Origin of the sequence: Streptomyces sp. NPDC058964 (assembly GCF_042741275.1) — a bacterium.
GTDB lineage: Bacteria > Actinomycetota > Actinomycetes > Streptomycetales > Streptomycetaceae > Streptomyces.
Genome location: NZ_JBHYKH010000046.1, coordinates 9,976 through 21,619, shown reverse-complemented (window position 1 = coordinate 21,619; position 11,644 = coordinate 9,976). Strand labels below are relative to the sequence as shown.

Genomic DNA, 11,644 nt, shown 5'->3' with positions numbered 1-11,644 from the left:
GGGGGGGGCGGGCGACCAGGGCGGTGACGCTCACCCCCATCCAACACCCCGCGGCCGGCGGGGGCCCGCCCCCCCCCCCCCCCGCGTTCCCGCCCCGTCGTGAGAGCGCGTCAGGGGTGGGTGCGGCAGGTCCCGCGGGTGAAAGGACACCGATGGCTGCCATCGTCTCGATGATCGTGTTCATCATCCTGGCCGCGGCGACGGTGGCCACGGTGATCATCGCGGTCTGGACCTACCGTCGCAACGCGCAGGCTCAGCTCCGTGCGGCCCAGGTCCAGCTCCAGCTGTCGGCCCTGGGCGTCCTCCAGCACTACCTCGACCTCGCGGTCGAACACCCCGACCTGGCCGGCCCCGGTGACGAGCGGACGATCGACGCCCGGTACGCCTGGTTCGCCGTACACGCGCTGAACACGGCGCAGACGCTCCAGGCGCTGGTCGGACAGCATCCGGACTGGCAGCGGGCGATCGACGCCATCGTCCGCCAGCACCGCCCCTATCTGCGCTCGGGTGCCTTCGTCTGCGCCGACTTCGCGCCCGGCTTCGTCGACCACCTGCGAGAGCGGGCGCCTGATCTCAGATGCGCCGACGAGGGGTGACGGTGAGAAGCCGGTGTTGTACGGGGTGAGCGGGGCGAGGATGGAGGGAGGGACCGGAAGCAGTCCCGGCAACTCGCTACGGCCCGGCTCAGCGGTGGTCACCGAGTCGAGCTGTCAATGCGGGGCTGCCGGTCCCGTCAGGCAGGGAACCGACAGGACCGGCTCGGCCGGGGCGGCGAACGCACGGACCTGACGGGTGATCACACCGGCTGGACGGGTCGCCTCTCCGCCGCTCGGACCTCGCTGGTGCTCACGACTCCTCACCACGAGGGGAAGGTCGCTTGACACCTTTCCCGTCGACGTCACACTTCGCCAGGAAGGCAGCGACAGCATCCCGGAACGCCGCCTCCTGTTCGATGTGCGGCATGTGGCTCGATTCCGGGAACACGCGCAGCTGCGCACCGGCGATGAACTCGGCGAACGGCGCGACACTCTCGGCGGTGGCCTCGTCCTGTTCTCCGCGCAGAACGAGGACGGGGACACCGACCGATGCCAGCCGGTCCACCACCGACCAGTCACGGAGGGTACCGATGACGTCGAACTCGCTGGGACCGACCATCGTGCGATAGACGGTGGGGTCCTCCACCCACTGGGCGAAACTCGATGCCACTTCGGGCGGGTACGGCTCGATCCGCAGCAGATGGCGGTCGTAGAAGGCCTGTGCGGCCTCCGTGTACTCCGGTGACCCCGTCGTGCCAGCCGCTTCATGGCGGTCCAGAACCTCCTGCACCTCCCGGGGCAGCGCCCGGCGCAACCGCGCCACCCCGCTTGACCACAGGGGCATCGACGCCGGTGTGTCCGCCAGCACCAGTCCGCGCAGCCCCGCCGGGCGCCGTACCGCGTGCTCCGTGGCGAGCATGCCGCCCCAGGACTGTCCCAGCACGGTGTGGTCCTCGGTGATCCCGAGACGGGCGAGCAGCACGTCGAGTTCGTCGAGGAACAGGCCGACGGTCCACAGGCTGGGGTCGGCATCGGGCAGGTGGGTGGAACGGCCGCAGCCCAGTTGGTCGTAGTGGACGACGGCGCGCCCCGTCTCCGCCAGCCGGGCGATGTTCAGCAGGTAGTCGTGCGGGAACCCCGGCCCCCCGTGCAGAACCACCAGCGGAGCGTGCCCCCGCGCCCGCGAGACGTCCAGGTCTCCGGTGATCCGGTACCAGGTCCGACCGTGGGGGCTTTCGACCCAGCCCTCCGTGGTCGCGGGCGGCAGCGGCCGTGTCGTTGGCACGAGTGGCTCCCCGTGGGTGACTGAGCGGCCTCAGCGTCTCCAGCGGCGCTGCTCTGCTGTTCGGCGTCGGATCACGTACAGGTCGGCGATGGCCACGGCGGTGGACGCTGCGCAGAGCGCGGCCAGTGCGATGAGCAGGGTGCGGTCGGGCTGGGAGGTGGGGCCTGCCTTCCAGGCGAGGAGAGCGAAGCCGATGGCGCCCAGCGCGAACAGGGCCCCGAAGAGACGGGAGAGGAGTCGCCGGGCAGGCAGGTCGCTGCTTGCCCAGCGTGGCTCACTGCCGTTGTGGCGCCAGCGGCGTGCCGCGGCCCGCGCCCGCCGGTCGGCTGCCCGTGCGTGCCGGCGCTGTGTCACGTAGTGGCGGTCGTGGTGCGGATGGGCCATGGCCTCGTCCTTCCGGTTTCGCCAGGTGGTCGGGCGCGTGCCTCCCGTCGTCGCGTCAGCTCTGGGGTGCCTGACCCGGCCTTTCCGGACCGGCCGAGCCCTGACTGGGGTGTTGCAGGTCAAGGACGGTGGCACGGATGTCCTTGATGACGGAGTCGAGGCGGTTGACGGTCTCCAGGAGCTGGTGCTGGAGACCGTCGGGTGCGGTGGTGGCCACGCTGTTGAGGGTGAGGCTGATGGCGAAGATGTGCTGGATGACGCCGTCACGCAGAGCCTGGGCGATGCGCTCGTGGTCCTCGATGCGGGCGAGGAGCTCGGTGTCGGCGCGTTGCGCGGTCAGGTGCTTGGCGAGGGTGGCCTGGGCGGCGAGGCCGGCCAGCGTGCCGGTGTCGGTGTTGGCGTCATTGTCGGGCAGCAGGGCCGTGGTGATCTGGGCGGTGGCGCGCTGGTACGCCTGCTCGCGCCGGGGCTGTTCGGACAGGCGGGCGTTGTCGATGGCCAGTCCGGCGGCACGGGCCAGGGCCTGTGCGAGTTCCTCGTCCTCGTCGCTGAACGGCTCCGGCTCCGCCCGCAGGCCGGTCTTGTCACCCAGGCACAGGGCGCCGACCGTCCGGCCGCGGGCGCGGACCGGCACGCCGAGGAATGTACGGAGCGGTGCGGGCCCGGGTGCCCATCCGGCGATGGCCGGTCGAGTCGTGAGGTCATCGATCCGCACGGAGTGCTGGGCGTCGGTGAGCCGGTCCAGAAAGCCTTCGTCCCGTGGCCGGCAGCGCTCGATCGCCTCGGGACTCGCCGGGTCGGCGCCTGTCTGGAGGAATTGGGCGAGCCGGCCGGTCGTGTCGAGGACGGCGAGGGCGGCGTAGCGGGCCTGGAGCAGATCGCGGGCCGCGGTCACCAGGTGGTCCGGAACGGCGGGCGTCGTGATGTCGGCGATGCCGGCGAGGACGGCCCGCAGCAGGTCACGCAGCCGCCCTTGGGGCCGTAGGACCTCTGCGGCGCGGTCCGGCAGATCCTGGACTGCGCGGTCCGGCTCCAGTCGCGCGGGGTCCGGGAAGCGCAGCAGTTCTTCGGCCGGGCCCGGGCCTGACGCGGCCGGGCCACTCGGGCACCGTTCCATCGGTTCCTCCGCGATGGTTCCGCGGCTTTGCCACCCTCCGGTACAGGGCTACATATCCCCGATTACCCCACTATGCCCGGTGATACCCGGCACCGCCTCCCACCCCGGCGGCGCTGGGCCACTGGACGAACCGGGCGTCGATGCCCCTGCTCGCGCAGCGACTGCCCGGCCTTCCGCCCCAGCAGCCGTCCCGCGCGCCGACCAGCCCGGTCGTCCCCCGCTCGCCCAGCAGTCGCGCCGTCTCATAGCCGGTTGAGTCACCCTCGGCCACACCCCGCTGCTGCGCGGGATGCTGCCGGGACGCGGATCCGGCCGCGGCGATCGGTCCTTGATACAGGACGCGGTCCCCGAGGCAGCGATGGTCTTCAGCAGAACGGCACCGATCGCGCCGCCCAGCTGCTGTGAGGTGTAGACCGTCGCGGAGTGCGCCCGTGTGACCGGCCTGACGTCCTGCGGGGCCAGGGACATGGCGGGGCGGGTATGAAGCCGTACCCGTGCCGAGGAGCAGCGGCCGCTGTGCAGGAACCGCCGCAGCGGCGTCCACCACAGCTGGCGTACCAGGAGCCGACCTCCAGCCGTGTGGAGAGCAGCATGGCGAGGGCGGCAACCAAGGGAACCGCGGGCCATCAGCCGGCCGGGCGTGGACCCAGGACATCAGCCGTGCGAATTCGCTTGCGCGGCCGGAATACGTTGAGGGCCGCGACGGTCCATGCTGCGGTCGGCGGCCCGACTTCGACGCTCCGATCAGCGGTGCGAGCTGCGGCAGGGTCGAGTTGGGCCGCCTTCGGTCTATGGCTTCTGCGGACGCTCCTCCTTTTCGAGCGGTCTGTGAGACGCCGCCTCCACCTACGACTGGACACCTATGTCCTGCTTCTCCTTGTGTCCACTGCGCAGCAGCCAGGTCGCTCCGCCGATGGCCACGGCGACCGGCCATTCCAGAGCCCCGGCCACGGTCAGTGCTCCGAGGCCTCCGTAGAACGCGAGATCCTTGGCGGGCGGCGTGCTGGGCAGCCGTGACCTGGCCGCCTGGGCCGCGCTCGCTGTTTCCTCTCTGGTGAGGTACGGAATCGGCACCGGAGGGTGCAGTGTGCGCATGTGCAGGTGCAGACCCGCACCATCGCGCGCTTGGGTTTCCTGTTGCGGTGTTTCGGCTGTCTTGGCCATCTCCCCTCCTCTTTTCATCGGAGTCGGTGTGGTGTGCCTTTTCAATTGTCGCGCGTTCCCGGTGGCGCGGGCGCGGCCAAGGCGTTGCGATGGGAAACGGGGGTTGCTGACCCGCCCGTGCACGCCAACAGAGTGCCGGGCCGCAGGGAGCTGGTGATGCGCCGTGGCATTTCCGGGACGCGGACTGCTGAGGGCAGTGGTTTCGGGCGCGGCCGGTGTGCTGCGGGACGAGGCCCATCCACGCGTACGGCTCTTCGGCAGGCGCGCGCACGTCGCCGTACGGGGTCTGCGCACTGGTGACCTGCCCGAGGCCGCGGCGACGAAGCTGGCCAAGGAGGTCGAGCGGCGCCTCGCCGCCGTTCCCTCGGTGGACTGGGCCGTGGTGAACACCGTGCTCGGTCATGCCGTCGTGGGCACCGATGGCTCGTCAGAGATGGAAACGATCGTGGACGCTCTGATCGAGGCGATCGAGGAGGTGGAGGAGGCCCACGGCGTCGCGCACCCGCTGCCCGAGCATCCCCTGTCGGGTGGGACGGTCCGCAGGTCCACCTCGGCCATGGCCCTGCATGTGGCGGCCGCGCCCTTGGCGGCGGTAGCCGGTCTGACACGGCGCACGCCCATCCCGGCAGGCATCGCGGCGCTCGCTCCACTCGTCGACGCCCATCCCCGTCTCAGACGTCGCGTGGAACAGGTGGTCGGTGCGGACAACGCCGGAGTGCTTCTGGCCTCGGTCGCCGCATTGGGGCAGGCCGGCTCCGGCGGTCTCGCCGGTGTCTGCGTGGACACCCTCCGTCACGTCCTGCGCACGGTGGAGGCCAATGCGGAGGACGCCGCCTGGGCGGCAGCCGAGCCGCGCCTCGCCGGCAGCGCCGCGCCCGGCGGGCCGCGGGCCCCCGCGGCGCCCCCCCCCCGCGTTCGGGGTTCGGGAGCCACGCATGAGGCACGCACGACGACGGGTCGTCCGGCGAGTGACACAGCTGGCGGCGGTCGGCGGACTCCTTCTGGGAGGCGCGATGGTCACCACGGCCATGGCGAGCGAGACTCCCGGGACGTCCGCCGTCCCCTTCAGTTCGGCGCGGACGGCCGGGGACACGGGCGCCGCGCTGGTGTCCCGGCTGGGCACGGCCCGGACGGCGGGCAGCTGGATCGGTGCCGACGGGCGCCCGGTCGTCGCGGTCACCGACGAGAAGGCCGCGGCGGCGGTGAAACGGGCGGGGGCCGAGGCGAAGGTCGTCCCGCACAGCATGAACGAGCTGAAGTCGGCCACCGCCACGCTGCGTGCGGCACCGCGGGTGGCGGGCACCGCGTGGGGGGTGCACACCCGGACCACCGGGGGGGTGGTGTCGGCCGACAAGACGGTGTCGGCCTCCGACTGGTCCCGGCTGAGCCGGGTCGCCACGGGCATCGGCAGCTTCGTGCGGATGGCGCGTACCGGCGGCGAGTTCACCACGCGCCTGAACTCGGCCCAGCCGATCCTGTCGACCGGGGGACGCTGCTCGGCGGGCTTCAACGTCACCAACGGCCAGAGCGACTTCATCCTCACCGCGGGGCACTGCGGGCCCGCCAACACGATCTGGTTCGCGGACAACCAGGGCAACCAGCAGCTGGGCACGACGGTCAACACCAACTTCCCCGGCAGCGACTTCTCGCTCATCCAGTACGCGTCGGGCAAGGCCGGCGACGGGGCGGCCGTGGTCGCCGTCGGCGGCGGGAAGGGCGTGCTGATCACCGGGGCGGCGGATCCGACGGTCGGGCAGCGGGTGTTCCGCAGCGGCAGCACCAGCGGACTGCACGACGGCCAGGTGACCGGGCTCAACGCGACCGTGAACTACCCCGAGGGCACGGTGACCGGTCTCATCCAGACCAATGTCTGCGCCGAGCCGGGCGACAGCGGCGGCCCGCTGTTCTCCGAGGGGATCGCGCTGGGCGTGACCTCGGGCGGCAGCGGCGACTGCACCACGGGTGGTACGACGTTCTTCCAGCCGCTGACGAAGGCGATGTCCGCGCTCGGCGTCCGGCTGATCGTCTCGACGCAGAACGCCAACGGCGGCCGGAACGCCGCACCCTCCGGCGCGCCGTCCGCCGCGGCCACGCAGGGCGCGGTGGCGCCGAACGCGGCCTCGCCCGGGTCCTCCGCTCCGGTCACCGGCGCCTCGGACGGTTCGACTCTGCTGTCCCGGCTCACGGACACCCGCAACCTCGGTCCGGGTCTGCTGGTCATCGCGGGCAGTCTGATCGCGCTGGTGGCGACCCGGTACATTCGCTCGGAGCAGGACCGCAGGGCGTATCAGCGGTACTACTCGGCCACCTGGGGCTGATCCGGCCCGGGTGGTGCGCAACCCGTGAAGGAACCACACCCTGGGATCTCCGAAGGGGAGATTATTCGTGAACAGCCCCATCAGTGAACCGGGTTACGGAAACCTGCTGCCCGACCGCACGGGTCAGGCCGAGGCGTTCGACGCCATCGGCAGCCGTTACGACGAGGCGTTCCCGCACAAGGACGGGCAGATCGCCGCGGCGGACTGGCTCGTCGAGTCCCTGCCGGGCGGGTCCCGCGCGCTGGACCTGGGCTGCGGCACCGGGATGCCGACCGCGCATCAGCTGGTGGCGGCGGGCCTCGATGTGGTCGGCGTCGATCTGTCGGGCGGAATGCTCGCGCTGGCCCGGCAGAACGTGCCCGAGGCGGAGTTCCACCAGCTGGACATCGCAGACCTGCGGCCCGGCGGCTCCCGGGACCTCGGCCGCTTCGACGCGGTCGCGGCCTTCTTCTCCCTGCTCATGCTGCCGCGCGCCGAGATCCCGCTCGCGCTGCGCACCGTTCACCATCTCCTGGTTCCCGGTGGCCTCTTCGCGCTGTCGATGGTGGAGGCGGACGTGGACGACTTCGAGATCCCGTTCATCGGGAACACCATCCGGGTGTCCGGCTATCTGCGGGACGAACTGCGCGAGGTGGTCGAGGCGGCGGGTTTCGAGATCGTCGGGGAGAACTCGTACACGTACGCGCCGGCGAGCGTGGACGTGCAGCCGGAGGAACAGATCTTCCTGCGCTGCCGGCGGACGCGGCAATCCTGACCGAGGCATCACCCCGGGCCCGGCGCGGGGCTCCCGAGGAGCCGGGTGCCGCTCAGGCGGCTCGCGTGGAGTGCGGTGCCGCTGCGGCCCACTCCAGGACGAGCCGCTGGTACTCCTCGCGCTGCTCGACGCTCAGTGTCCCGCCCGACCGGAGCCACAGGGCCCGGATCTCCTCGTTGACCTCCGCGGCCGATCGCTCGGGGGCGGCTTCAACAGTGGTGGACATGATGTGAAGCATATGCCGGTCCGCGTGAAGGCGAGGTGAGTAAGTACGAGCGATCCGGACATTTCGGACCGTGTTACTCATCACGTCAATCTGTCAAGAGGCAAAGGGGAGTTCACCCCTCGGCGGAACCGAGGACCAGCACCTGGATGGCGAGCACGGCCGCCCCGCGGGCCCAGTCGTGGAAGTCGGACACCTTGGTCACCAGGGCGACCGGATCGGCCAGCGGGTGACGACGGTCCCGGACCGTCCTTTCCACCACCGCGCCGGCCACGTCCATCAGACCGACGCCCTCGCCTGCCAGCAGGATCCGCTGCGGCATCGCGAAGTTGGCGATCTGGGCAACCAGCGTGCCCAGCGCCCGTGCCGCCTCGCCGATCACCCGGGCGGCCATGGGCTCGCCCTCGGCGGCCCGGGCGAGGATCTCCTCGTACGTCGCGTCGCCGCCGGTGGCGGCCCGGATCTGGTAGCGGATGCTGGGGATCGTGAGGAGAGAGACGGCGCTGCCGCGTTCGCCTTCGGGGGTCAGCGGACCATGGGGATCGATGATCCAGTGATGGCCGAAGCCCCGGTCCTGTTCGGCGAACGGCACCCGTCTTCCGCCGAGCACCAGTCCGTAGCCGATGCCCGCGCCGATGGTGAGCACGGCGAAGCGGTCGAGCCCGCGCCCGGCGCCGAACCAGGTCTCGGCCTCGACCAGGGCCGCGACGTCGTTCTCGACGACCACCGGCAGCCCCGTGCGCTCGCGGACCAGTGCGGCCAGGGGCACGTCCCGCCACCCGAGGAAGGGCGAGTCCGCGACCACGGCGCGGTCCCGCACATGACCGCCCACCCCGATGCCGATGCCCGCGAGTGCGGGGAAGCGGGCGGCCAGCCAGGCGGTCATCTCCCCCAGCCCATCGGCGACTTCGGCGGGTTCATGGGTGGTCAGCGGCCGGTCGAGCCGGGCGACGACCTCGCTCCTGAGGGTGGTGACGACGGCGTAGGCCCGGTCGGACGTGATCTTGAAGCCGAGGAAGGCGCGCGACTCCGCGACGACGTCCAGCGGCTGGGACGGCCGCCCCTGGCGCACCTCCGCGGGAGCGCCCGCCTCGGGCACCTCGACCAGCAGACCCGACTCGATCAGCGGCTTGGTCAGCCGGGTGAGGCTGCCCGGCGAGAGGTCCAGCCGACGGGCGAGAGCGGTGCGCGACAGCGGCCCGTGGACGAGCACCTCGATCGCCACGGAGCGCTCTCCAGGGCTCAGCGGCGGCCAGCTCACGGCGGGTGTGGTCATGGACGCTCGCAGAGTTTCTTTTGTCCCGGAAGTAACACCGCCACTCTAGGCCCACAGAAGCCGACGGGAAAGACACTGGCCCGACTATTGACGACTGGATTGTTTCGCGATGAAAGTAAGCAGCCATGACATTCTCACTCGGCATCGTCGGAGCCGGTCAGTTCTCCGGTCAGTTCGCCAAGCTGTTCCTCGCCCATCCAGGTGTGCGCGAGGTGTACGTCACCGACCTCCTGCCGGAGCGCGCCGAGCGCCTGGCGGCCGCCGAGGGCCTGACCGGCACCTTCCCCTCGTACGAAGCGATGCTGGAGTCGGCGGCGGTGGACGCGGTCGCGATCTTCACCCAGCGCTGGACGCACGGCCCGCTCGTCGTCCAGGGGCTCGGTGCCGGCAAGCACGTCTACTCCGCCGTCCCGATGGCGATCACCACCGAGGAGATCGCCGCGATCATCGACGCGGTCCGGACGACCGGGCTGACGTACATGATGGGCGAGACCAGCCAGTACAACCCGGCCACCGTGCACGCCCGCAACCAGATCGCCGACGGCGCCTTCGGGCGGATCTTCTATGCCGAGGGCGACTACGTCCATGACATGGACCTCGGCTTCTACGACGCCTACCGGTACAGCGGCGGCGACGACTGGAAGTCCACCGCCAGCTACCCCCCGCTGCTGTACCCGACGCACTCCGTGGGCGGGGTGCTGGGCGCCTGGCGGACGCACGCGGTGAGCGTGTCCGCGATCGGTGTGCGGGACGAGCGCGGGGACGGGGTGTTCGACAAGGAGATCAGCCGGTTCGGCAACGACGTCTCCAACGCGACCGCGCTGTTCGAGGTGGCGGGCGGCGGGTCGTTCCGCACGAACGAGTTCCGGCGGGTGGGCTACCCCTCCCACATCCGCGAGTCCCGCTTCCGGTTCTTCGGCACGGAGGCGAGCATGGAGCAGCTCGCCACGGTGGCCCTGTGGCAGGACAAGCACGGGGTGAAGGACATCTCCGAGCTGCTGGAGCCCAAGCCCACACTCTCCCCGGACGACCCGTCCCTGCGGCACGTCGCGCCGGAGCTGAGGGCCGCGTTCACCTCCGGCTCGGCGCCGGTGCACGACCGCTCACGGCTGCCCCGGGCCTTCGACGAGCTGCACAACGGACACGAGGGGAGTCACCACTTCCTGGTCGACGACTTCGTGACCGCGGTCAACAACCGCACCCTGCCGCCCGTGAACGCCTGGGTCGCGGCCCGGTACACACTGCCGGGGATCATCGCGCACGAGTCCGCGCGCCAGGGCGGGGCACGGCTCGAGATCCCCGACTTCGGTGACGCCCCTCAGGCGTGACGTGTCCGCACTGCCGCCGGCCGGGGCCTGCGCCGCTCAGGTGCCCGGCTTGCGGCCGTACACGAAGACGTCGTCGCCCGTCTTGAGCAGCGACCAGTACTTCTTGGCGTCCTTCTCGGTCATGTTCACGCAGCCGTGCGAGCCCGGCGGGTTCCACATGCTGAGGTCGACCTGGTGGAAGGCCTGGCCGCCGTCGAAGAACTGGCTGTACGGCATGGGCACGTTGTACTCGTGCGAGACGTGGTCCTTGTCGCGCCAGTAGATCTTCTTCAGGCCGGTGCGGGTCTCGAACCCGTCGCGCCCGGTGCGGACCGGCACCGGCCCGTAGACGAGCTTGCTGCCGTCCTGGACCCAGCTCAGCTGGAGCGTCAGGTTCACGCAGGCTATGCGGCCCTTGTTCACCGGGCACTTGCCGTCCTTGTTGGGGTTGTTCCCGACGGCCTTCTGCTTGTTCATGAGATCCATCACGCCCCAGGTGACGGAACCGGCGTAGCCGATCGAGGGGGTGATGCCGTGCTTCTTCTGGAAGGCCTGGATGGCCTTGCAGTCGGCGGCGGACTGCTTCCCGTCCACCGGGCGGCCCAGGAACTTCTCGACCTGCTTCTGGTAGGGCCCGGCCTGCGTGGTGCAGCTCGTGGCCGCCTGGGCCGGCGCCGTGGTGAGCGCGAGAGAGAGCGGCGCCACGAGTCCCGTGATGCCGAGCGCGATGACGCCTCGTCTGCGTATGTCCCCCATGGTGGGTGATCACCTTTCGCGATGGTTGCGGTCTCCGTCGTCTAGACCAGTAGGCGAGGCTACCGGTTGTACGGGACGTCCGGATTGTGACCGAACGGTGAAGTTTTTCACCCCCGGGCTTCGCGGCCCCGCTCCCCCTCGCTCGCGGCGCACTCCCGCAGGACGCGGACGGCCCGCGTGAGCGTCTGCGGTGTCGCGGTGAACGGCAGGCGCAGATGACGGGTCAGGGTCGTACGGTCCGTGGCGAAGTACGGACCGGGCGTGACCGCGAGGCCCCGGCGGGCGGCCCTGGCCGCCAGGTCGGTCGCCGACAGCGGCCCGGGGAGCCGCACCCACATCGTCAGCCCGCCGTCCGGCACGCTGGGGGCCCACCCGGCTCCGGCCAGCACCGACGTCAGGTGGTGGCGCGGGGCGCGCCGGCGCTCCCCGCGGTTCGGCCGCCGCCCCGCCCCCCCCCGCCCCCGCCCGCCCGCCGCGCGCGGCGCGCCCCCCGCGGCGCGCGCGCGCCCGCCCCCCCCCCCCCC

At 71.3% G+C, this 11,644-nt stretch carries 12 protein-coding genes; 4 read left to right on the top strand and 8 right to left on the bottom strand.

From position 1 onward, the window contains the following. Positions 1-152: 152 nt before the first annotated feature. Entirely contained in the window at positions 153-596 is a 444-nt protein-coding gene (locus ACFW2E_RS08885) for a hypothetical protein (protein WP_384463541.1), read from the top strand. Between the two features lie 250 nt (positions 597-846). Here the strand turns inward: ACFW2E_RS08885 and ACFW2E_RS08880 are convergent, their stop codons facing one another. The 4 genes from ACFW2E_RS08880 to ACFW2E_RS08865 form a co-directional block, all read right to left on the bottom strand. After that, positions 847-1,821, bottom strand: a complete 975-nt coding sequence (locus ACFW2E_RS08880; RefSeq protein WP_384463538.1) for a proline iminopeptidase-family hydrolase — start codon at positions 1,819-1,821, stop codon at positions 847-849. 30 nt (positions 1,822-1,851) lie between these two features. Beyond that, positions 1,852-2,205: a hypothetical protein gene (locus ACFW2E_RS08875; RefSeq protein ID WP_384463535.1), complete on the bottom strand. Its 354-nt coding sequence runs from the start codon at positions 2,203-2,205 to the stop codon at positions 1,852-1,854. Positions 2,206-2,260: 55 nt separating this feature from the next. Next, positions 2,261-3,322, bottom strand: coding sequence for a GAF domain-containing protein (locus tag ACFW2E_RS08870; protein ID WP_384463532.1), 1,062 nt, complete (start codon positions 3,320-3,322; stop codon positions 2,261-2,263). Positions 3,323-4,168: 846 nt separating this feature from the next. Continuing rightward, on the bottom strand, positions 4,169-4,396 hold the full coding sequence (locus ACFW2E_RS08865; protein ID WP_384463529.1) for a hypothetical protein: 228 nt from the start codon (positions 4,394-4,396) through the stop codon (positions 4,169-4,171). Between the two features lie 1,025 nt (positions 4,397-5,421). Here ACFW2E_RS08865 and ACFW2E_RS08860 point away from each other — a divergent pair. Further along, positions 5,422-6,804, top strand: coding sequence for a S1 family peptidase (locus ACFW2E_RS08860; protein WP_384463526.1), 1,383 nt, complete (start codon positions 5,422-5,424; stop codon positions 6,802-6,804). Between the two features lie 67 nt (positions 6,805-6,871). Continuing rightward, a complete protein-coding gene (locus tag ACFW2E_RS08855; protein WP_384463523.1) occupies positions 6,872-7,558 on the top strand; it encodes a class I SAM-dependent DNA methyltransferase in 687 nt (228 codons plus the stop codon). A 52-nt stretch (positions 7,559-7,610) separates the two neighbouring features. Here the strand turns inward: ACFW2E_RS08855 and ACFW2E_RS08850 are convergent, their stop codons facing one another. Together ACFW2E_RS08850 and ACFW2E_RS08845 are read right to left on the bottom strand one after the other, a co-directional pair. Continuing rightward, on the bottom strand, positions 7,611-7,796 hold the full coding sequence (locus ACFW2E_RS08850; RefSeq protein WP_384463520.1) for a hypothetical protein: 186 nt from the start codon (positions 7,794-7,796) through the stop codon (positions 7,611-7,613). A gap of 100 nt (positions 7,797-7,896) precedes the next feature. Further along, entirely contained in the window at positions 7,897-9,057 is a 1,161-nt protein-coding gene (locus ACFW2E_RS08845) for an ROK family protein (protein ID WP_384463517.1), read from the bottom strand. Between the two features lie 125 nt (positions 9,058-9,182). Between ACFW2E_RS08845 and ACFW2E_RS08840 the strand changes: the two genes are divergently transcribed. Continuing rightward, the gene (locus tag ACFW2E_RS08840; RefSeq protein WP_384463514.1) at positions 9,183-10,385 is read left to right on the top strand and encodes a Gfo/Idh/MocA family protein; all 1,203 of its coding nucleotides are present in this window, start codon (positions 9,183-9,185) and stop codon (positions 10,383-10,385) included. Between the two features lie 36 nt (positions 10,386-10,421). Here ACFW2E_RS08840 and ACFW2E_RS08835 read toward each other — a convergent pair whose 3' ends face one another. Beyond that, entirely contained in the window at positions 10,422-11,120 is a 699-nt protein-coding gene (locus ACFW2E_RS08835; RefSeq protein ID WP_384463511.1) for a L,D-transpeptidase family protein, read from the bottom strand. A 107-nt stretch (positions 11,121-11,227) separates the two neighbouring features. Beyond that, on the bottom strand, positions 11,228-11,644 hold a 417-nt coding region (locus ACFW2E_RS08830; protein WP_384463508.1), incomplete at its 5' end, for an aminotransferase class I/II-fold pyridoxal phosphate-dependent enzyme.

What these genes read in the sequence shown, in the direction of transcription:
- ACFW2E_RS08885 (WP_384463541.1), top strand. Translation starts at nt 153, where the DNA reads ATGGCTGCCATCGTCTCGATGATCGTGTTCATCATCCTGGCCGCGGCG.
- ACFW2E_RS08875 (WP_384463535.1), bottom strand. Translation starts at nt 2,205, where the DNA reads ATGGCCCATCCGCACCACGACCGCCACTACGTGACACAGCGCCGGCAC.
- ACFW2E_RS08870 (WP_384463532.1), bottom strand. Translation starts at nt 3,322, where the DNA reads ATGGAACGGTGCCCGAGTGGCCCGGCCGCGTCAGGCCCGGGCCCGGCC.
- ACFW2E_RS08860 (WP_384463526.1), top strand. Translation starts at nt 5,422, where the DNA reads ATGAGGCACGCACGACGACGGGTCGTCCGGCGAGTGACACAGCTGGCG.
- ACFW2E_RS08850 (WP_384463520.1), bottom strand. Translation starts at nt 7,796, where the DNA reads ATGCTTCACATCATGTCCACCACTGTTGAAGCCGCCCCCGAGCGATCG.
- ACFW2E_RS08845 (WP_384463517.1), bottom strand. Translation starts at nt 9,057, where the DNA reads ATGACCACACCCGCCGTGAGCTGGCCGCCGCTGAGCCCTGGAGAGCGC.
- ACFW2E_RS08840 (WP_384463514.1), top strand. Translation starts at nt 9,183, where the DNA reads ATGACATTCTCACTCGGCATCGTCGGAGCCGGTCAGTTCTCCGGTCAG.
- ACFW2E_RS08835 (WP_384463511.1), bottom strand. Translation starts at nt 11,120, where the DNA reads ATGGGGGACATACGCAGACGAGGCGTCATCGCGCTCGGCATCACGGGA.